This window comes from Dehalogenimonas alkenigignens, assembly GCF_001466665.1.
Classification (GTDB): Bacteria; Chloroflexota; Dehalococcoidia; order Dehalococcoidales; family Dehalococcoidaceae; genus Dehalogenimonas; species Dehalogenimonas alkenigignens.
The window spans coordinates 1027879-1049536 of the sequence record NZ_KQ758903.1 but is presented as its reverse complement, the minus strand read 5'-3'; the positions used below and the strand labels follow the sequence as shown (position 1 = coordinate 1049536).

Sequence of the window (21658 nt, the reverse complement as noted above, 5' to 3'; positions counted from 1 at the left end):
TTAGACGTCTTTTAATGAAAAGCTTGTCTGCCGGACAAAATGCGGGGCATTTTGTTGAGAAGTGCTTTCTAGTTGAACATGATGAACTTCTAATAGCCTATTTTCCTAAGAGTCATCAGGTCTTAAGCCTGAATCAGGCTGCAATACCGATTATGCAAGCTCTCAACGAAAAGGGTTTTACTCCCAAGACTTCTGAGGACCGAGAATTCATCAATGCGCTGTCAACCAAGGGCTTGTTAATCCGCGAGCCCATTCTTGACAGTCCTGATGTTCAAGAACCATCAGATTATCGTCCTACACGAGTGGGGTTGCTGCTCACAGATGTTTGTAATCTAAATTGCGTGTACTGTTATTCCCATAACAACAAAGTACCCCAAACCATGAGTGAGCCTGTTGCCCGCGCTGCAATTGACCTAATAATTAAAAACGCCTCCGAAGATCATTCCATCGCCCATCTCCAGTTCCATGGCGGAGGTGAACCGATATGTGCCTGGTCTATGTTACAGACAACGGTCGAGTATTTTGAATCCAGAGTGAAACTGGAAGGCATCGAAAAGTATATCGGCATAACCACCAACGGTGTAACTTCAATAAATAGATTAGCCTGGCTGGTTGAACATGTTGATGAGTTCTGTATCTCCTGGGACGGCCCAAAAGAAATTCATGACAAACATAGGCCGAAGCGCAATGGACAGGGCAGTTACAAGGATGTTCTGAGAACCTTCAACTATCTCGATAAAATCGGCAAAAAGTATTGGATCTTATCCACAGTTACCGCAGACAGCCTTCAATACTTCCCTGGAATAATAAATATCCTGGCCGGTCGATCGGGCTTTGAGGCCATTTACCTCGAGCCATTTTATCAACAAGGCAGGGGAAATGATCTTGATATCTTAGATGCCGATCGTTTCCTCGTCGCATTCAGAGCAGTAAAGAAGTTGGGGCAGGAACATGGTATTAGAATCGAATTCAGCAGTGCACGAGTTGGGTCCATTCGAAAAAGCTATTGTTACGCCACCGATCCGGCCTTTAACGTAACTCCCTCCGGGATGGTCACTGCCTGTTATATGAGAACCAACCCACAGAATCCTCAGGATGGACTGTTTTTCCATGGCAGCTATGAGAACGACACGAGGCACTTTATTTTCAACTCTGAAACACAATCTATTTTGAGATCAAGAAACATCGATAGTCTCAGTGAATGCCGAAACTGCTTCTGCCGTTACCATTGCGCCGGCGGGTGCCTCAGTCAATCTGGGGCAATTGATCAGGTTAGCGCTTATCGCTGTTATATCAGCAAAGAATTGACACTGGATCAACTGGTCGAATCACTTCAGTAGTACCCATATGCCGGAGCAATATTTTCCCGAAAATATTTTGTAATTCCCCCAACAATAGGATAAAAGCCTGAACAGGTAGATACATCCGCAATTGTTTCAGGCAGAATAGATCGATTGGAGATGTTGTTCTGTCAACCTATTGACATACAGTATCATTATTGATACTATTACTTTGTGAAAGCGATAGAGAAAATAGTCAGCCAGATGAAATCCAACCCTGCCGATATCAGCTTTGATGAGTTGTCTAGAGTGTGCACTCACTACTTTGGCGAACCGCGAAAAGGCGGAAGCCATCGAATTTACAAAATGCCATGGCAGGGAGATCCGAGGGTGAATATTCAGGATGATAATGGTAAAGCTAAAGTCTATCAAGTTAAACAGGTTCTTAAAGCCATAGAAAGGTTGGGATAGTGAAGATGGATAAATACACTTATCGGGTTACCTGGTCTGAAGAGGACCATGAGTACGTGGGATTGTGCGCTGAGTTTCCCAGCCTCAGCTGGTTGGCTAAGAATCAGGCCGAAGCTCTGGCTGGCATTCAAACTGTTGTTGCTGAGTCTGTCAGGGATCTAAAAGCCTCTGGCGAGAAAATACCAGAGCCTTTTGCTATCAGGCAGTTTTCAGGTAAATTTCAGGTCAGAATCCCACCAGAACTGCATCGTAAATTGTATATCGAGGCAGCTGAAGAAAAGGTCAGTGTCAATCGTCTTATCAGTGCTAAGTTAGCAATTTAGATTAACAACCGAGAGGCATCATCAGTCCTTCGGTTGTCATTGTCTCATCCAGCCACGACCAGATATCCGTTGTTTCTGATGGAGTCCGACTCTAGGAGTGGGACGACCTGAGACAAACCGAGTCGACGAATTTTTACAGACTCTTGTATAATGCCCGTTGGAATTCCACATGCTTCTTTTTAGCTTGGCTACCTGAATCCTAAGTGAGAGCTTTCTAGATGGCCAACAATTACGAGATCAATAATCTCAGCAAAGACGAGTCTTGGCGTCTTTTCAGAATCATTGGCGAATTTGTCACTGGCTTTGATCGGCTTGACAGTATTGAACCGGCAGTGACCATCTTTGGCTCTGCAAGAGTGAAGCCGGATGATCCAATTTATTTACAGGCTGAAGAAATCGCCTTGAATCTTGGCAAAAATGGCTTCAATATCATTACGGGTGGCGGACCTGGGGTAATGGAAGCAGCTAACAAAGGAGCCACAGCAGCTGGAGTCAATTCAGTAGGTATCAGCATTACCTTACCTGGGGAACCACATAACGAATATGCTACCAAATCCTTGCTATTCGACCACTTCTTTACCAGAAAGGTCATGCTGGTAAAATATGCGACTGCCTTCGTTATTATGCCAGGCGGGCTTGGAACCCTGGATGAACTCACAGAGTTACTTACCCTGATGCAAACAGAAAAAATAAGACCCTTCCCGGTAATCTTGTTCGGTAGTGCGTTCTGGGAAGGCTTGCTGAAATGGTTACGCGATGTAGTTCATCCTCTTGCTTATATCTCTGAAAGCGATTTCGATCTCCTGCGTATTACTGATGATGTAGATGAGATTATGAGAATAATCAATAAATGGCATGAGTGTCACGAATGCGTCGGAAACAGAGCACTCTAGGCTTATAAGCTAGACCACTTGACGAGAAAATAAGAGCATCCTTAGATTACTTTATAGCCATCATAGGTAGCAAAGGATTTTAAGTTGGACGTTGGGATCTGGCCCTGGATACTTTTCAACCTTTTCTTAGTCACCATGCTTGGCCTGGATCTTTTTGTTTTCCACCGCCATGCTCACATCATCAAACTGAAGGAAGCCCTCGGTTGGGTGGCTTTGTGGGTAAGTCTTGCGGTGCTCTTCGGCATCGGCATATGGGTACTTGAAGGTTCAACGCATGCCATTGATTTCTTCAGCGCCTATATCGTTGAGGAATCTCTTTCCGTTGATAACCTATTCGTCTTTTTAATGCTCTTCACCTACTTCTGCGTGCCGCGGGAATACCGTCATCGGGTACTTTTTTGGGGTATCGTCGGCGCCATCCTAATGCGCGCCGCTTTCATCTTCGGCGGCATTGCACTGATTAATAATTTCAGTTGGATAATCTATGTCTTTGGCGCCTTCCTTATCTTCACCGGCATTCGCATGGGGATGAAAAAGGAAGAAGACCCCCACCCCGAGGCTAATCCCGTTCTTAAGTTACTTCGCCGATTCCTGCCGATGAGCCATCAGTACAACGGTGACAAGTTCTTCATAGTGGAGAAAGGTCGCCGCATTGCCACCCCGCTGTTAGCTGTGCTCGTCGCCGTGGAGACCACAGACATAATTTTTGCTGTCGATTCAATTCCGGCGGTACTGGCGATAACCACTGATCCTTTCATTGTTTACACTTCAAACATGTTCGCCATCATGGGCTTGCGCTCTATGTACTTTGCTCTTGAAGGCTTCGCTAACCGGCTCTATTACCTGCATTACGGCTTGGCAGCGGTATTAGTCTTCCTGGGTACTAAGATGCTCCTGTCCGGTATCTATCATGTCCCAACATTTTTATCGCTCCTTATCATCACCTCGATACTAGTCATAGCCATTATTGCCTCCCTTAAGCGCCCTTCTCGAACGAACATGCCACCCGATCATGCATGCAACTCTAAGTTTGGCAACCGAGAAACCTAATGAAGACGTTGGTTATGGCTGAAAACGGGATCAGTGCCAAAAATCTCAATATGACGATACCTAACAACAAACCGAGAGGCGAAAGGTCCTTTCGGTTTGTTTGGAGTTTAGCTACCCCAGGATATTCGTTGTTTCAGGCAGACCCGAGCCCCCCGTCTCCACCACGATTAGAATAAGGCTTGTGCATTGATGACTGAAGTTTCGGCGATTAATCCGAATCCACCCGGTCCGATTAATATCCCACCAATTAGATAACCAAGGAAGATTGGCAGTTTTAGGCGGCGTGCCATCATACCGCCGAGATAGGCGGCTAAAAGAACAATGATGAACTCAAGCCCTAGAAATGTGTCCGCCCGCGTTTCAGAGAGAGTCCGACTCTACGAGGAGGACGATCAAGGGAATTTTATGAACAATTGAGGGGCTCAGAAGCCCCTCAATTGTCTATTTTTCGATATGGAAAAAGTGTCTAACCGATTATGATGGGCGCTCCCTACTGTATCCACCATGCTTGGAATAGAAGCCAGTGCTATAGCCATAAGCTGGTAGCTCCATATCCCACCATTCTTCTTTCTTCTCGCCTTCTTTAAGGCCGTAACCGAAGGTTTCACCAGCTGTGGCAAACACGCCGTTGAACAGCGGGGTTACCGAAACCGTCTGCCTCACCAGGTCGTGGATCATCGCACCGTACTGGTTGTTGAAGACGCAGACACCGAAGCATAACTGGCAGCGGTTCGGCAAACCGCGGGCAAACAGCTGGCAGCTGATCATATCCGTCCAGTATGTCTTGCGGCCAGCCTTGAAGAATTCTGGCTCTGTGTCAAAACCAAGTCCAGGAATTTGACCGAATTTCGGAGTTACCGAGGAAGGCCTGGTCTCCCAGGAAGGCTCACTCTCACCTTTCTTCTCGATTGCTTCAGGCGGGCAGTGCTTGGCGCAGATACCGCAGCTCTGGCAGAAGCGCCAAATGCCGGCATCAATCGCTGGAGAGTGGGCAATTGGCAGATCGGTCAATACTTCGTACAAACCGACGGTATTACCGTGCTCGGGACTGATACCCATGATAGTGTGGCGTGAGTTTTCCACCAAGCCGGTCAACGCGGCACCGGCAATGCTCGGAATGCCTCTGTACGGCTCGTCATACATCATTTGATAACCAAGCATTCGGACAAAGCCCTGGGTGGAGATGCGCATGTTCTCGCGCAGGCGGTACCTGGTGATATTGGCAGCGGCGAAAAGCGCCGAAGACGGCGTCGTTCGGAACATCTCATGCGATTGAGGGATCGTGTAGCTGATACTGAAGATCGGGATGTTAGAAGGAATCTTTGTTAAACCGGTAGCGTTATCAAACGAAAAGGTCGACTGATTAGCGAATTCGATGGGCTGTGTCACTGTCGTCGGCGGCGGCCATTTTGGAGCTGAACCAAAAGGCCAGTATGATTCGGCGATGTTATCGCCGTACAAACCGACTAGTTTCTTGTGATCGGCATCGAGTTCCGAAGCGCCGATATGTGAAGCTCCGAAGAATACCATCGCCGCTCGCATCATCCGGAAGTTCTCCTCCGGTGTTCCCTGCCACTTGGGCACTCCAAATTGCTCCGGTGTTTTAACGCCAACAAGGCGCGTGTCAGCGAATTTATCAGTCCGCGCGGCTGTGAAACCCAAGCCCCTCGCGACAGTGCCAAGAGCGTTATCCCTCAACGTTAAACCAGGGGTGTTGTTCTTGATGCCGTCAGTAACCCCTTTATCTCCGGCAGCGAGAATCGCCTGATACTCCGCTGGACCGCCGGCATAACGGGCAAGGATGACGCCGGATTGGGTGCTATGGAAACCGTGATGTCGTTTCATCAGGTTCCAATCTATATCTACAGTCGGATGTTCAGTATTTCGGATCCACCAGGCTCGTTTAATCTGAGCAGACTCTGAAGCCATCAATTCGTCTAGATCGTGGAATACCGGCGCTACCAGGCTGGCGCCACCTATCCCAGCTCCTAAAAGTCCAAGACTTTTCATGTATTCTCTGCGGCTCATCGTGCTATGGAAAATCGACATATGTCTCCTCCTGTTACGATTTCGGTAGAGAAAGACTCTAAAACTCTGGTCTCTCCCAGATGTCAAATCGTTATCTGCACCTCCTATCAGATATTTGCTTTTAACGATATCTTAAAACTGGGAGAAAACCATGTGAATACGTGTTTGTACTGATTTTTTTTCGTTAATGTGAAGGTGAACTTAATCCTTAATAAACTTTAATCTCATCATGCTGGGAGAGGTTATTTAAAGGGGCTTCATAATAGTCCCAATAACCAACCGAGGGGCTTCATCAGCCCCTCGGTTGTTAATGTCTTATCCAGCCACGAACAAACCTCCGCCATTGTTTCAGGTATAGTCCGACTCTCCCCCGTCTCCACCACGATTAAAATAAGGCTAGTGGCGGGAAATCACCAGCCTTTTTAAGATAATTTGCTCGAAAATCAATAGGACGGGGAGTTCGAGTTAGGAACAACCTCGAACTCCCCGTTCTGACTATCGAAGCCGCGTTTCTGATGGAGTCCGACACTACGAGGAGGACGATTAATAACAGATAGAGAGGCCTTAAAGCCTCTCTATCTGTCTTGATCTTAACAACTCCAGGATATCCATTGTTTCAGAGAGAGTCCGACTCTCCGAGGAGGACGAGACTATGACAAATAGCAGGGCTCTATGTGACTCCACTAGCGGGGCTTTGTTTTCGAGTAACTTAAAAAATCCGGCAAAGCCCGCAAGGCTCGAAGGAAACGCTCTGGACGTTCAGCGGAATAACACTTTCCAGTAATTTTCCCAGGCCTAAAGCAACACATTTCTAAAGTCACTTTTTGTACCCGATCTATTGGCGTGGCGAATGCCTTGAGTAATATCGGCATGAGACCCATTTTAGAATCAGTTTCTGGACAGGTCATTACATCCTTGTAGATGTCCGTCTCAACCATCCCAGGAAAGAAACAGTTAATCGATACAGGTTTACCTTTGTTCTCAGCAGCTAGGCTCCTCGTAAGACTGGTAATCGCCGCTTTGCTTGCGGCGTAAGGAGCCTGGAAGGGACTTGGATTCCCATGTCCCCCACGCCCACCGATGTTAATTATTGTTCCGCCACCCATGGATACAAAATAGGGTATCATAAGCCTGCAAGCATATAAGGTACCCATTAGATTAGTATTGATGACTTCCTGTATTTCGGTAGGTGTCATAGATTGCAGAGTTCGGTAGCCACCAGCAACTCCCGCATTGTTTATCCATACATCGATTTTCCCGAATGCTAACTTGCTACTTTCAAATAAACTTGAAATCTCGGCTTCGTTTTTGACATCTGCTTGAAACCCTTGAACTGAGAATCCCCTTCCACGAAGTTCATTAATCGGCTTCCAAAGGTTATTGATATTCCGCGATGATAGTACTACGTTAGCCCCAGCAACCGCACAGGCTTTCGCGATTGCAAGTCCAATACCTCGGCTAGATCCAGTGACAACTACTGTTTTACTGTTAAGTGACTTCAATCCAGAGCCCTTTCATTTGAATGCTTTCGGGGTAAACTCTATCACAAATTTCTGGTCCTAATTCACCTTCAGTCTTCATACATTCGTTGTATTGTAACCGAGGGGCCTCATCAACCCCTCGGTTTTCCGCCAAGATCGAAAAGCGCTGAAGCTGGATTTTCCACTTAAAGCCAGCTAAAATTCCCATAATTTGACCACTCACTAAAGAGGATCCGCCATGGTATTGCACACCTTATCCTCTGCACGAAGTTTCCTAGCTCCTCTTTTTCGCCAGTGGGACTGGGGCCTGTATGGGCTTATCTTCCTCTTCATGGCGTTGCCACAGTTCTACCGTTCATACAGTGTCTACCTCATCGGGAATGCGATCCCCGATTCAAGCGCACTATCAATCGTAGCTCAATGGCAGTTCGTCGATTTATTCCTTGAAATCATTCAAGAAACCTTTGTCCTGGCTTTGTTCTTCTTCATAGGTAAAGGGCTGCAGAGTGACGCCGGGCCTGATTCTCGAATCAGAACGGCTTTCACCATGATCCTCGCGATTTCATCGGTATTAGCTGTCTTTTTGTTCACCTTTTCGTCCCAGTTCGTCTCGGTAATCGGCACTCCTGAGCCATTGCAGCAAACGACAGCGGCCTTTTTGAAAATAAAGACAGCCGCCATACCCGTTTTCCTGCTAAGTGCGGCTTCGATAGTGATCGTTGAGACCGTCAACCGAAAACGTTTTATCTTGACCCTGGCGATTATGCAGGTTGTCTACCGGTTCATCTTTGACAGTGTTTTCTACGGTGGTTATTCATTCTCCCTGGATATTGGTGTACTCGGGGTCGCCTGGGCAGACATGGTCTCAAGCCTTGCCCTGCTGATCACCGCGATCTTGTTGCTTCGACCTTATATTTCGTCAAAAGTAAAATCGCTTCCCTCGCTTTTTTCATTCCACGATTGGAAGACATACCTCAAGGTCGGCAGTTGGTCAGGCCTCGATAGTCTTATCCGAAATGTCTTTTACATCCTCATGATTCTGAGGCTGTTGAACCTTCTTGGTGAAGATTATATCGGTGGCTATTACCTCTCAATGCACATCTTCTGGAGCTTCCTGCTTGTCCCGATTCTAGCTCTTGCCGAGTGCTCCAAGGTACTCATAGCCAATCACTCTGCTGATCTCACCAAGGTACGTAAATTGTGGTACTCGTCGATGGCAATAGGGGGAAGTGTAATCGTACTCTGGCTGATATTGCTTCCACTGTGGCGTCCGTTTGCCGGACTCCTGAACTCAAATCCGGAAATCGTCAATTATTCGGTTCATGCAATGATGTTGTTGATCTTGCCTTATATCCTTTTCGCACTCAATATGGTGACAGATGCTATTTTCTATGGCATCGGTAAGACTCAATACCAGGCTTATCAGTCAGCCATCACCAATGGGACAGTCTACGTTGCGGCGTTCATTGCTTATCTGGCAGGCCTCTGGAATTCAACCTTCACTTCGATATTGATACTTTTCGGGCTTGGCATTCTGGTTGATTCGATTCTGACCGTATTTTTTGCTCTCCGCGTACTGGGTTTTAACCAGACAGGAGCTCAGCTTGTTTCAAGCCGAGCTCCTGTGACTGAATAACTAAGAATTTGTAAGCCCTAAAAACATCCGAGGGACTTCATCAGTCCCTCGGCCATTCTTGCCGAGATCCATCCCAGGACATCCTTCGTTCAAAGCAGAGTCCGACTCTTCGAAGAGGACGAACCTGAAGAGTCACCATCACCGTGACATAGGGAATGGAATAGAATTAGAATACCTTTAAGGTGTACGGTTGGATATAGAGTTACCATAGAATCGATTGGCAAATGCTGCGATGAGTCTGTCAGAACCCGGCCGTCTCTTTGGAATCCCAATTGGCCGAAAGTATATCCAACGGTTTAGGGTATCCCGGCTTAGGAACATACCCTCTATGCCCTGTTAATCCGAAGAAAGGCAGGAGTTTTGTAAGTGGTCATCTACTGCACTAGATGCTGGAAAGACAATCCTGCAGGGAGTGAAGTATGTCCTCGGTGCGGATCAAAGCTCGAGGCAGATAATCGGACTTATATTGCCAAGCTTATCCAGGCGTTATCTCATCCTGAACCGATGACCGTCGAGAGGGCTGCCTGGATTCTGGGTGAACTTAAAGCATCAGAAGCCATTATACCGATTGTTCATCTCCTTAAAATCAGCCGAGATATGGGTGCCCAGGAAAAGGCGGTTGAGGCGCTGGGTAAAATCGGGGACTCCTCGGCGGTAGATGCTTTAGCAAGCAACAGCGCTCATTGGCCGGTTCGTGTGCGTGTCCAGGTCGCTGAATCTCTGGGCAAAATTGGCGGACCAAAGGCCGAAAAAGTGCTTCGGACGATGCTAAACGACTCCAGCAGCCAAGTTCATGAGACAACTAGTAAAGCTTTGAAGACTTTGGTGCGCTGAAAAAGAAGAGTGGGTGATGTTACCAGATGCGTGGCTTACCCCCTGGCCGAGCCCGGTTTTCACCACATCGAACCAGCTCTTAATAACACAGCCGAGCCTCTGGACGATGAATCCAGAGGCTCGTTTATTAAATGGATCTTATATTCCTCTTTGCCTGGAACCACCTGAAAGACGGTGGCTCGGGCTGGCAAGGGGCTGCTATTTCAACTTCTTAACCGTCTTTTTTACCGTGCCCTGGACTTTGCCAGCGGTTTCCTGAACCTTTCCGACCACCTGGTCAGCTTTTCCTTTTACTTCGAGAGATTTTTTACCGGTTACTTTGCCCGCTGTCTCCTCCACCTTCCCCTTTACCTGCTTGGCCTTTCCCTTGATTTCATTCTTTTCCATCATCTTTCCTCCTTACCAGTATATGTCCTTTATACTGCGGAATCAGACTTAAGACAAGTGGATATTACCCTGACTCTGATGCCGGAAACGTTTTTGCCATATTTCCCTTGCTTACCATTTCAAGCCAACACCACCGCCGGTAAATTCTAAAAAGTTTACAGTCCTTAACCGCAATTACCCCTTCGACAATAAGCCTCATTATTTGTAATCGCGCTTTTCAAAGCTTACAATCATCCAGGTTTCGATCCAATAAAGACTGATAACATGTCAGCACCCATTCAACCCGTTATTCCGTACCATGACCTGTTTAAGCACATGCTTAACGGCGTCGCCTACTGCCGGATGGTGTTCGATACAAAGGATAATCCGGTGGATTTTGTTTACCTGTACGTCAATCCTGCTTTCGAAAAAATAACCGGGCTGAAACAGGCTGCTATCATCAATAGAAGAGTGACCGATGCCATCCCCGGCATCAAGACCGAAAACCCCGAACTCTTTGACACCTACGGGCGGGTCGTATTGACGGGTGAACCGGCGGAGTTCGAAATATATGTCAAACCCCTTAAAAGATGGCTTGCCGTTTCGGCATATCGTCCCAAAAGAGGACATTTCGTGGCCATCTTTGAAAACATCACCGGACGTAAACTCACTGAACAAGCCCTTGCCGCCAGTGACGCCCAAGCCCGGCTGCTCCTGGCGTTAAGCAATGACGGGATAATGGTCCATGGAATGACTCCCGATGGTCAGCCCGAGCCGTTTATTGAGGTCAATGAGTCGGCGTGTCAAATGCTGGGGTATTCCAGGTCCGAGCTTCTGAAGATGAGTCCAGCCGATATTGACGCGCCGAAAAATCCTGACGAAATCCCCGTGATCGACAGGCTCATGTCCGACGGCAGTGTGGTTTTTGAACGGTTTCATATCGCCAAAAATGGCACCCGAATACCCGTGGAGATCAGCAGCCGGATAGCCGACGTCAACGGGAATAAAATGGTGATTTCGATAGTCCGGGACATCGCAGAACGTAAAAAAGAGAGAATGCTGCTGGAGCGGCTGGTTGCCGAAAGAACCCAGGAGCTCAACGACATCAACCTGAAGCTGACCCAGGAAATCGAGCAGCGTGCCCTTGCCCAACGAGCCTTAGAGGCGAGCGAGTCTCATTTCCGTTCTCTATACGAAAAACTCCCGGTAGGTTACCAATCGCTTGATGCCGAGGCTCGTTTCCTGGAGGTGAATCCGGCCTGGCTCAAGACCATGGGTTATGCCAAAGAAGAGGTCATAGGCAGGTGGTTCGGTGATTTCCTGGCCGGGGACCAGGCCAGTGATTTTCGGGAGAAATTCAAACGTTTCAAGGAGCGCGGTGAAGTCGAAACTGAATTCGTCCTGGTGCGGAAAAACGGCTCTCATGCCCTTGTCTCAGTAACCGGCAGGATTGATTATGACACCTTAGGCGCTGTCCGAAAAACTCACTGCCTGATCATCGATATCACCGAGCGCCGTCGCATTGAGCAGGAGATTTACCGCCTGGCCTCATTCCCCCTTGTCAACCCCAATCCGATAATGCGTGTTTCTCCCCAGGGCGAACTCCTCTTTGCCAATAACGCCAGCCGCCCGCTGATGGAGCACTGGCACGCCAGAATCGGCGGCCTGCTCCCGGAGGAATTGCGGGCAGAAATAACTGAAGCCTATTCCTCTGGTCTGGTCCGGAATCTGGAGGTCACCGTCGGCGAGCAGACATATGATATTAAACTCTACCCCAACTTCGAGCTTGGAGCCCTGAATCTCTACGGCATCGATATTTCCAGGCGGAAAAAAATTGCCCGTGAATTGGAGATCAGTGAAGCCAACTATCGGATGCTGTTCAACAATGCCTCCGACGCCATGATTCTGTGGAAATCCATTGGTAACAACACCTGGCAGATTATTGAGGCCAACCGGGTTGCCTGCGAGCGTTACGGCTATTCCCGCGATGAGATGCTTGCGCTTACCGGGCAACAGCTCAATGCGCCCGGTTCCTATTCTTCTTTAAGTCCCGCGATTGAGCAGATGAGACGCACCGGATATGCTACATACGAACTCAAACATATTACCAAAAAAGGAGTCGTTATCCCGGTTGAAGTATATGGCCACCAGTTCGAACTGAATGGAGATATTGTAATTCTGGCCGTAGTCCGTGACATCTCTGAGAGGAAAAGGCTCGAAGCCGAAAAAGAGAAATACCAGGATCGGCTGGAGGCGATGGTCGAGGAGCGGACCCGATCTCTGACCGAAGAAATCGCCTCAAGGCATCGGGCGGAGGCGGAGTTGCAGCGGCTGTACGAGCATGAAAAATCGCTGAGTTATGCCCTTAAAAAGCAGATGGATGAACGCGTATTCTTTACCCGGGCCCTGGTCCATGAGCTGAAAACCCCGCTGACGCCGCTTCTGGGTTCATCGGAAATGCTGGTCAATCTGGCCCGGGAAGAGCCTTTGATCAGCCTCAGCCGCAACGTCCAGAGCGGAGCTGTCAAACTTCGCAAGCGTATTGACCAGTTGCTCGACCTGGCCAAAGGCGAAGTCGGCCTGTTAAAACTGAAGTTTGCCCCGGTTGACCTTGGGAATCTCCTTAAAGAACTGGTATCTTTCATTTCGCCTTCAGCGGTAAAAAAGGGGTTGGCAATCCGGCTGGATTTGCCGCCGTCGCTGCCGCCCATCGAGGGCGACAGGGATTATCTCTACCGCGTTATTTTGAACCTGCTGGACAACGCGCTGAAATTCACCTCCAGTGGCGGGCAGGTAACAATTAAAGCCTTTGTATCGGGTGACGCGATCGAAGTTTGGGTGAGCGATACCGGCATCGGCATTCCCAAGGAGAAACAGGAGCGCTTGTTTGTCCCGTATTCGCGCGTCGCGTCAGATGATACCGAATTCGCCGGCCTTGGTTTGGGCTTGTCTTTATGTAAAAATATCATCGAACTTCACGGCGGCCGCATCTGGATTGAAAGCCAAAAAGACAAAGGTACGACCGTCCGGTTCACGCTACCGGTTATTCACCCAAAACAGGAAAAAGGAGAAACACGCTCGTGAAAGTACTGGTTATTGAAGACGATCCGGATGTGGCCGAATTCATCACCCTGGCCCTCGGCATCGGCTGGCCAGGCGTTGAAATCGAACTTGCCGAATCCGGTGAAAAGGGCGTGGAGCTGGTCGGTAAAAACCACCCCGATGTTGTAACCGTCGATCTCGGGCTGCCCGGCATGAACGGTTTCGAGGCGATCAAGAGTATCCGTACCTTTTCCAGGGTCCCTATCATCGTCTTGACCGTCAGGGGAGAAGAGCGGGATATTGTCCGCGGTCTGGAACTCGGCGCCGATGAATACGTCGTCAAACCATTCGGCCAGATGGAACTCATCGCCCGCATCCGGGCCCTGATGCGGCGTCACCAGGCTCCGCCGGATGATGCCCCGGTGGTCTGCGGCAGATTGAGCCTCGATTTCACCAAGCGTATCGCCAGAATCGGTGTTAAGGAAGCGATTCTGACCAGCACCGAAGCCATCATCCTCAAACACCTCATCAGCAAGGAAGGGGTCATCGTTCCTCATGCCGCGCTTGCTGAAAGGATCTGGGGCGCCAGCTATCCTGAAGCCGCCGATGCCATCAAGGTCCACATCAGGCACCTGAGAGAGAAGATTGAAGATAACCCGGGCAATCCGCGGATCATTCTGACCCGCTTCGGAGTCGGCTACTTTCTGGTAAAACCCGGGTAACCCGCGCCACTTGTTATCCGTCCGGTAAATTGCCGGCGTATGTATTTGTTAAGCTCGTTGTCTGGCGTTAAGGTATCCTGTCTGTTTCGGTAAATAGACCGTCATTATAAATACGTGCGATGGCGGATTCCCCTGCCCCGGGTTGCCGGCTATAATCCGGTTATAAGTAATAACCGGGTGGCAGGTGAATGAACCTCTTAACCGTCGCGTCCAACCGAGAGGAAATCGAGTCCCTTACCGCCGTTTTCAAAATGCTGTGGCCCGGCACCGCCGTGCTGGGGGCTAACTGCAGCCAGGAAGCCCTGTCACTGGTCGAGAAGCGCCGCCCGGACTTCCTCCTCCTGAATATGGCCCCGCCGTCCAGTGACTGTCTTGATCTGATCCGCGATGTCCGGCTGTTCTCTTCCGTGCCGCTGGTGGTTGTCTCCAACGACCCCAACGAATCCACCATGGTTAGGTCGTTTGAACTCGGCGCGGATGATTATTTTTTGAAACCTTATAAACCCTTGGAACTGGTGCTGCGCGTCAAGGCCATCGTCCGCCGGGCAACCGGTACGAGTGAAGGCGAATCGATGGTCGTCGGCCTGCTCAGGCTGCACGCTCTGCTGCACCGGGTGTATGTCGGTGATAAAGAAGTCTCCCTGACCCCGACCGAAAACAACATCTTGCGCCACATGATGGAGAATGTCGGGCACATTGTCACCTACTCCTCGCTGGCGCAGCAGGTATGGGGAGATGATTACCCCGACGCCTGCTCGACCCTCAAAGTCTACATTAAGCGCCTGCGCCAGAAACTCGGCGATGATTCCCGACGGCCTTCGATGATCCTTAATGAAACCGGTCTCGGCTACCGGCTGGTCAAGCCGGTTTAAGCCTCCACGCTGCCCTGTTAAAGAAGCGCTCCGACGGAGCGCTTCTTTGTTGTAATCCCCTCGACATCAGGTCGTGACCGCGGTCTTTAAGCATTTTTAGGTCTGTAACTTTTCGTCACCGGTTTTCCGGAAACTGTAACTCGCCGACATCTGTGTTTATCACTTATTGTAACCTGCCTCCGGTCGAATAGTCACCGTCGTGAAATAAACTAATAACGTCATGAAGGTATGGGCGGCCACCAGAGACAGCCAGGTCATTGACCTGTTGAACACCGCGATCCGGATGCGCTGGCCCAACTCCGGAAGTCTCATCGTACCGGATATATCGGATCAGGAAGCCCCCAGTCAGATTAAAGGGTGCGACCTGGCTATCGTTGATACCTGTCTCGATATCGTTGATGCCAACGAAATCATTCACCAGATCCGCCGGGACTCCGAGGTCCCGGTGCTGGCGCTCTCAAACTCAAAAGGCGACCAGGGCGTCACCGCCAGGGCGCTGGCCAACGGGGCCGACGATTACATCTTTAAACCAGTCGAAATCATAGAGCTTATTTTTCACATCGAAGCCGTCGCGGGCATCAAGCATTCAGCCCGCGGCTAAAAGGAGGCGCCAATGATAGTCGAAATGGTACTGGCCTGTTTCATGATCGGTGTTTCAATGGTGGCCGCCGGCCGCATCCGTACTGAATCCACCCGCCGCGGCGGCGTCTAGCCGGAAATAAAAGACAGTGAGGAATAACGCGATGATGATTATGGAAAAGCCGGCCGTCAAGGTTGAGACCCGCGCCGCCGAGGCCTTGCTTGAGCCGCCGAAGATGAACTCGGTCACTCTGGAATACTACCTTCGTGGCCTTCATTACCCCGCTGTAAAAGGTGAAATCATCGCCCATGCCGAAGCCGGCGGCGCGCCGGGCTATGTCATGGATTTCTTCATCAACCGCCTGCCGTCGCGCCAATTCCGGTCGGCGGCGGACATCAGTTTCACTGTTTTCGTCAGCTCTTACATGTTCGGTCAGGACTAGCTCACCTTAACAACTCAATAAGTCGTTCTCGGGCAAGCCTCACGGTGGGGGAAACCAGGGTGCCGGCTGTTGCGACCAGCCTGCTTAATATGCTGTGAAACCCCTCCCGTGGGCTCCCTGGGTGTAATCGGGGTTCACCGCGGGGCTTGCCTTTATTAAAGATCAAGCAAAAACGAATTCAGGAGGGGAAAATTCGAACAGTGACCTCCGGGAAAGACCGGAATAGCGCCTGGCGAAAAATACATATCGACGAAGGGAGAATACAGCCAATGAGTAAGTTCCACACCACCGTATCCCGCCGCGACTTTATGAAGGGTCTCGGTCTAGCCGGTGCCGGCCTGGGCGCCGTGGCGGCTCTGGCTCCGGCGTTTCGCGACATGGATGAATTAACCGCTTCTTCAGCGCAATTTAAACACCCCTGGTACGTCAAAGAGCGCGAGTACGACAATCCCACCGTGGAGATTGACTGGAACGTCTTTCAGCGCTGGGACCGCACCACCAAGGTACTTGGCAGCACCTTACCCCTGACCGCCACCAACTCCGCTCACGGCGCGCTGCACCCGGAAATCAAACAGTATATTGATTTGAAGACCAACGGCCGTGACATCGATTATATGAAAGAAAAGTTCCCCACCTACAAGGGGCCTTCCCTGAGGGATTACTCGGTCGCCAACGCCTCCAGCGCTTCGGATAAACTGCCTTCACCGAACTTTGTCGGCGCCACCACCGGCGTCACCATTCCCACCCCGGAAAGCCGCGGCCTGGCCAAATGGAACGGCACGCCGGAAGAGAACCTGCAGACCATCACCAACGCTTTCAAGTTCTTCGGCGCCACCCGCGTCCGCGTCATGGAGATCACCGACAAGTCCAGGAAACTATTCTACAAGAACACCACCAGCGGCATGCCTTACAACTTCAAGGATGTCGAAGCCCCTGAAGAAATAGCCAAAACCGAGTACGTAATCCCCAACAAGGCCAAGTATTTGATCCTCTATTCCTGCCTTGAAGCTACCGACTACGTCCGCCAGGCGCCGGCGCCGACATATTCCGGCTACTGTCACGGTCATAAAGTCCAGGCCAACGTTCATTACTTCCTGGGCTCGATGGGTTTCATGCACATCGAAGCCGGCGGCTTCACCCCGGCTTCCGGCGTGGGTTCCTTCGCCGGCGCCACCGAGCACTCCCGCTCGGCGATGGTCGGCACTTCCTATTCCCATGGCAACCTCTTCCGCTGGATGGGGCGCGTCGTCACCGATATGCCGCTGGCCCCGACCCGGCCGATCGAAGCCGGCATCGAGCGCTTCTGCGTTGACTGCATGACCTGCGCCCACGGCTGTCCCTACGAGTCCATGCCCCTGGGTGAAAAACGCTGGGATCATGAGAACCCGGAAGAAGAGAAGGTCAAGAACTACCTGCCCGGCTACAAGGGCTGGCGCCTTTACAACTTCCGCTGCCCGCGCTGCAAGTCCTGCCACGGCCAGTGCGTCTTCAATGGCGGCGACGAAGCCCTGATTCACTCCATCGTCCGGAACACCCAGGCCGTCACCCCGCTGTTCAACGGCTTCTTCGCCGATATGCACGATATCTTCGGCTTCGGCACCCGCAACCCGGACGAATGGTGGAAGCACGACGTTCCGACCTTCCAGTTCGACCCGACCTACCTTTACTAGTCCTGGCAGCTTAACAACTCAATAAGTCGTTCTCGGGCAAGCCTCACGGTGGGGGAAACCAGGGTGCCGGCTGTTGCGACCAGCCTGCTTAATATGCTGTGAAACCCCTCCCGTGGGCTCCCTGGGTGTAATCGGGGTTCACCGCGGGGCTTGCCCACTCTTTAGAACGCCTTTCCTTCATAGGAGAGAAAATGGTCATCGATATAATTAAAGAAACCCGCCCGGCGCTTACTCCCAATGCCCTCAGGGTACTGGAGAAGCGCTACCTCCGGCGTAACCGCCGGGGCGAGCTTATAGAAACGCCGGAAGAGATGTTCCGCCGCGTCGCCCAGGCCGTTGCTTCCGCTGAACTAATCTATGACCCATTGGTCGACACCGACATCATGGCCGGCGAGTTCTACCGGCTGATGACCTCGCTTGAATTCCTGCCCAACTCCCCCACCCTCCTTAACGCCGGCACCGAGGTCGGCCAGCTGTCATCCTGCTTCGTCCTGCCGGTACCGGATTCCATTGAAGAGACCTTCGACGCGGTGAAGTACACCGCTCTCATCCATAAAAGCGGCGGCGGCATCGGCTTCGATGTCTCCAGAGTCCGGCCCAGGGGCGCCGCTGTCGGCGAGCACCTGGATGCCGCCGGCGGCCCGGTAGCCCTCATTCACGTTATTGCCGGCGCGGCCGATTACATCCGCCAGGGCGGCGTCCGGCGCGGCTGCAACTCGGTGGTCATGAGCGTCACCCACCCGGACATCCTCCATTTCATCAAAGCCAAGTCCGATCCCAACGTCCTGACCAACTTCTACAACTCCGTCTCGGTCACCGATGACTTCATGAACCGGGTTAGAGCCGGATCGGATTACGCATTAATCGACCCCAATACCGGGGAGGAAACCGGAAACCTTAACGCCCGGTCGGTATTTGCCCGCATCATCGACCAGGCCTGGCGCACCGGCGATCCGGGGCTTGTCTTCACCGACCGGGTCAACCGCGACAACCCCACCCCCTGCCTCGGCCGCATGGAGACGGTCACCGGCTGCGGCGAGCAGGCATTACTGCCTTACGAGTCCTGCAACCTCGGCTCCATCAACCTCGTCCGCATGCTGGGCCGGGACAGCGGGACACTGTCCATAGATTACGACCGGCTGGCGCGGGTGGTTAAAACCGCCGTCAGATTCCTCGACAACGTCATCGATATCAACAGGTTCCCGGTGCCCGCTGTGGAGGCGGCCACCAGGCGTACCAGGAAGATCGGCCTGGGGGTCATGGGCTTTGCCGACATGCTCATCCGCCTGGGCATCCCCTACAACTCCACCCGGGCTATCTCGGTGGCCGAAGAGGTCATGGAGTTCATTAACGATAAAGCTCATGAGGCTTCCCGTGAACTGGCGCTTGCCCGCGGCGCCTTCCCTGCCTGGGAGGGCAGCGTCTATGAGAAGAGTGACCTCCCCATGCGCAACGCCTGCTGCACCACCATCGCCCCCACCGGCACCCTGTCGATCATCGCCGGGGTGTCATCGGGCATCGAGCCGATCTTCGCTACCGTGTTTGTGAGAAACATCCTCGACGGCGAGAACCTCCTTGAGGTCAATTCTTACTTCGAGGAAGTCGCCAGAGAGCGGGGCTTTTTCACCCCGGAGCTGATCGAGCAGCTGGTCACCTCCAACCACCTCCAGGATAGAAAAGACGTCCCGGAGGATGTCCGTAAGGTTTTCGTCACCGCCCACCGGGTATCGCCGCAGTGGCACGTGCGCATTCAGGCCGCCTTCCAGCGTCATACCGACAACGCCGTGTCCAAGACGGTTAACTTCCCCCATGACGCCAGGCGGGAGGATATCGCCAGGGTATTCGAGATGGCCTGGGAGCAGGGCCTCAAGGGCATCACCGTTTACCGCGACGAAAGCCGGGAACTGCAGCCCCTGTGCACCAGCCAGACCGGGCTGGAACTGGTCAAAGCATTATTTCAAAGCCCATGAGGAGGAATGCATATGACGATTACACTGGACCGAAAATCACCGGAAAGCGCCACCCCGCCCGGATTCCGCCGCTGCCTGGATATGTCCGTCGCCGATCTGGAAACTTGCCTCGACGGCATCTCCTACCCTGCCAGCAAGCATGATCTGGTGTGCCAGGCCCGCCGCAATGAGGCCAAACCGGATGTCCTGGCTTTCCTTCACCTGCTGCCGGAAAACAAATACCCCCAGTTCCATGACATCGCCTTCATGGCCTGGTCGTTTTTGCTGGTTTGAAGCAGTAATCAGGCACGCCGATGCGGCGTGCCTCTCTTGTAACCTTCGAGGTTAAGCAACTGTAAATTATGTTAAATCAGGGGGTACGAATGAAAATGGCGTCCGGGAGAGACCGGTTGGAAACGTTTCCACTTGCATCTAAATAAAAAAAACGAAAAAGGAGTTGCCTAATGTCCAAATTCCACACTACGTTCAGCCGCCGCGAGTTCATGAAGGGACTCGGTCTGGCTGGAGCCGGTTTGGGAGCCGCCGCCGCTGTCGCTCCGGCTTTTCATGACATCGATGAACTGACCGCAACCGCCAACCCGCAGCGCCATCCCTGGTACGTGAAGGAGCGCGAACTCGAGGATCCCACCGTCGAGATTGACTGGAACGTCTTCCAGCGGGTTGACCGCACCCGTAAGGTGCTTGGCGTTACCTTCCCGGTAACCGCCACCGTTGCCGCCCATGCTGACATCAATCCCAAAGTTGCCAAAACCGTCAAGATGAAGGCGGAAGGCTGGGATATCCAGTACATGAAAAACCTGTATCCGTCATACAAAGGCCCGACTATCCGGGATTATGCGCTTACCGGCGCCACCGCTGCTTCAGGCGGTATCGGCCATCCGTTTACCCCCACGCCCAACTTCCTCGGTGTCACCACCTCAGTGACTATCCCGACCCCGGAAAGCCGCAATATGACCAAGTGGCAGGGGACTCCTGAAGAGAACTTCCTCACCCTGCAGAATGCGCTCCGAATGTATGGCGCTTCCGAGGTTGGCGTCGTCGAACTCACTGAAAAAACCAAGAGGCTCATTTATCTCAACAACACCTCGGGTAAACCATACAATTTCAAAGATGTAGATGTTGCCGAAGACACCAAATCCGAGTTCGCCATCCCCAACAAAGCCAAATACGTGGTCACCTTCAGCACTCTGGAAGCCTCGCAGACACGCTGCGCCCCGGCCCCGAACTGGAACGGCTACGATCTTTACTACAGGGTTATCAACCTGGCGCACTACTTTATCGGCGCCTTGGGTTACCAGCACCTGGAAATCGCCGGCGCCAGCGCCTCGGATTCCTTCTCAGCCTTCTCTGGCTTAGGTGAACATTCCCGCGCCAGCATGGTTGCCACCCATTACCGCTACGGCAATATGCAGCGCGGCATGCACCGCATGATCACCGATATGCCGCTAGCCCCCACCAAACCGTTCGACGCCGGCATCGCTCGTTTCTGCGTCAACTGCGCCACCTGCGCCACCATGTGCCCTTATGAATCAATGCCCCTTGGTGACAAACGCTGGGACCATGAGGACCCGGAGGAAGAAGCGGCTAAAAACTACACACCCGGCTACAAAGGGTGGCGGTTGTACAACTTCAGATGTCCGCGCTGCAAGAACTGCCATACCACCTGCCCGTTCAACTCTTTCACTAATGCGTCGGTCCATGATCTGGTTCGCATTACCTCGACGATCACACCGATGTTCAATGGCTTTTTCGCGGACATGCACGAGCAGTTTGGCTTCGGAACCCGGCATCCGGAGGAATTCTGGGACAACCCGGCCAACACCGGCGTCGTGGATGTGGAGCTGTTAAAACACAGATAAAAAGGTGCTATCTCCGCCCTGTATCCTCGATTTCTGAGCTTACACAGGGTGTTCTGAAAGAAAGTATTTTTGGAGGCAAAATGACAGTGACGTCCGGGAGAGACCGGACGGCGCCGGGAAAGACCGGAAAGACAATCGG

The 21658-nt window shown here is 51.7% G+C and carries 20 protein-coding genes; 16 read left to right on the top strand and 4 right to left on the bottom strand.

The window, feature by feature from the left end:
• Positions 1-14 precede the first annotated feature (14 nt).
• The 5 genes from DEALK_RS05630 (at position 15) to DEALK_RS05610 (ending at position 4017) form a co-directional block, all read left to right on the top strand.
• Positions 15-1340 carry a radical SAM protein gene (locus DEALK_RS05630; protein WP_058439313.1) on the top strand — a complete coding sequence of 442 codons (1326 nt, stop codon included), beginning with the start codon at positions 15-17 and terminating at the stop codon, positions 1338-1340.
• Positions 1341-1514: 174 nt separating this feature from the next.
• Entirely contained in the window at positions 1515-1751 is a 237-nt protein-coding gene (locus DEALK_RS05625; protein ID WP_144437081.1) for a toxin HicA, read from the top strand.
• 5 nt (positions 1752-1756) lie between these two features.
• Entirely contained in the window at positions 1757-2074 is a 318-nt protein-coding gene (locus tag DEALK_RS05620; protein WP_186007582.1) for a type II toxin-antitoxin system HicB family antitoxin, read from the top strand.
• Positions 2075-2292: 218 nt separating this feature from the next.
• Positions 2293-2967: an LOG family protein gene (locus DEALK_RS05615; RefSeq protein ID WP_058439310.1), complete on the top strand. Its 675-nt coding sequence runs from the start codon at positions 2293-2295 to the stop codon at positions 2965-2967.
• An 84-nt stretch (positions 2968-3051) separates the two neighbouring features.
• Positions 3052-4017 (top strand): TerC family protein, encoded by a 966-nt coding sequence (locus DEALK_RS05610; RefSeq protein WP_083496367.1) that lies wholly within the window; start codon positions 3052-3054, stop codon positions 4015-4017.
• Positions 4018-4491: 474 nt separating this feature from the next.
• Here the strand turns inward: DEALK_RS05610 and DEALK_RS05605 are convergent, their stop codons facing one another.
• The 3 genes from DEALK_RS05605 to DEALK_RS05595 form a co-directional block, all read right to left on the bottom strand.
• Positions 4492-6066 (bottom strand): reductive dehalogenase, encoded by a 1575-nt coding sequence (locus DEALK_RS05605; protein WP_058439309.1) that lies wholly within the window; start codon positions 6064-6066, stop codon positions 4492-4494.
• A 662-nt stretch (positions 6067-6728) separates the two neighbouring features.
• A complete protein-coding gene (locus tag DEALK_RS09790) occupies positions 6729-7547 on the bottom strand; it encodes an SDR family NAD(P)-dependent oxidoreductase (protein WP_083496366.1) in 819 nt (272 codons plus the stop codon).
• Positions 7534-7776, bottom strand: a complete 243-nt coding sequence (locus DEALK_RS05595; protein WP_133240244.1) for a hypothetical protein — start codon at positions 7774-7776, stop codon at positions 7534-7536. Before DEALK_RS05595 ends, DEALK_RS09790 begins: the two co-directional genes overlap by 14 nt.
• On the opposite strand from DEALK_RS05595, the gene DEALK_RS05590 reads away from it, so the two are divergent.
• Both DEALK_RS05590 and DEALK_RS05585 read left to right on the top strand, forming a co-directional pair.
• Positions 7765-9162: an MATE family efflux transporter gene (locus DEALK_RS05590; RefSeq protein WP_058439306.1), complete on the top strand. Its 1398-nt coding sequence runs from the start codon at positions 7765-7767 to the stop codon at positions 9160-9162. The genes DEALK_RS05595 and DEALK_RS05590 overlap by 12 nt on opposite strands.
• 366 nt (positions 9163-9528) lie before the next feature.
• Positions 9529-9996 (top strand): HEAT repeat domain-containing protein, encoded by a 468-nt coding sequence (locus tag DEALK_RS05585; protein ID WP_133240245.1) that lies wholly within the window; start codon positions 9529-9531, stop codon positions 9994-9996.
• Between the two features lie 198 nt (positions 9997-10194).
• Here the strand turns inward: DEALK_RS05585 and DEALK_RS05580 are convergent, their stop codons facing one another.
• Entirely contained in the window at positions 10195-10383 is a 189-nt protein-coding gene (locus DEALK_RS05580; protein WP_058440050.1) for a CsbD family protein, read from the bottom strand.
• A gap of 264 nt (positions 10384-10647) precedes the next feature.
• Here DEALK_RS05580 and DEALK_RS05575 point away from each other — a divergent pair, with 264 nt between their 5' ends.
• The 9 genes from DEALK_RS05575 (at position 10648) to DEALK_RS05535 (ending at position 21519) form a co-directional block, all read left to right on the top strand.
• Complete coding sequence (locus tag DEALK_RS05575; protein ID WP_058439304.1) at positions 10648-13446, top strand: sensor histidine kinase; 2799 nt, start codon at positions 10648-10650, stop codon at positions 13444-13446.
• Entirely contained in the window at positions 13443-14126 is a 684-nt protein-coding gene (locus DEALK_RS05570; RefSeq protein WP_058439303.1) for a response regulator transcription factor, read from the top strand. Before DEALK_RS05575 ends, DEALK_RS05570 begins: the two co-directional genes overlap by 4 nt.
• Before the next feature lie 188 nt (positions 14127-14314).
• Positions 14315-14998, top strand: coding sequence for a winged helix-turn-helix domain-containing protein (locus DEALK_RS05565; RefSeq protein WP_058439302.1), 684 nt, complete (start codon positions 14315-14317; stop codon positions 14996-14998).
• Between the two features lie 220 nt (positions 14999-15218).
• Positions 15219-15599 carry a response regulator gene (locus tag DEALK_RS05560; RefSeq protein ID WP_058439301.1) on the top strand — a complete coding sequence of 127 codons (381 nt, stop codon included), beginning with the start codon at positions 15219-15221 and terminating at the stop codon, positions 15597-15599.
• Between the two features lie 151 nt (positions 15600-15750).
• Complete coding sequence (locus DEALK_RS05555) at positions 15751-16020, top strand: DUF2795 domain-containing protein (RefSeq protein ID WP_165802800.1); 270 nt, start codon at positions 15751-15753, stop codon at positions 16018-16020.
• A 269-nt stretch (positions 16021-16289) separates the two neighbouring features.
• Positions 16290-17690: a reductive dehalogenase gene (locus DEALK_RS05550; RefSeq protein WP_058439299.1), complete on the top strand. Its 1401-nt coding sequence runs from the start codon at positions 16290-16292 to the stop codon at positions 17688-17690.
• Between the two features lie 191 nt (positions 17691-17881).
• Positions 17882-19660, top strand: coding sequence for an adenosylcobalamin-dependent ribonucleoside-diphosphate reductase (locus DEALK_RS05545; RefSeq protein ID WP_058439298.1), 1779 nt, complete (start codon positions 17882-17884; stop codon positions 19658-19660).
• A gap of 12 nt (positions 19661-19672) precedes the next feature.
• Positions 19673-19933 carry a DUF2795 domain-containing protein gene (locus DEALK_RS05540; protein WP_058439297.1) on the top strand — a complete coding sequence of 87 codons (261 nt, stop codon included), beginning with the start codon at positions 19673-19675 and terminating at the stop codon, positions 19931-19933.
• 170 nt (positions 19934-20103) lie between these two features.
• Positions 20104-21519: a reductive dehalogenase gene (locus DEALK_RS05535; protein WP_058439296.1), complete on the top strand. Its 1416-nt coding sequence runs from the start codon at positions 20104-20106 to the stop codon at positions 21517-21519.
• Positions 21520-21658 lie beyond the last annotated feature (139 nt).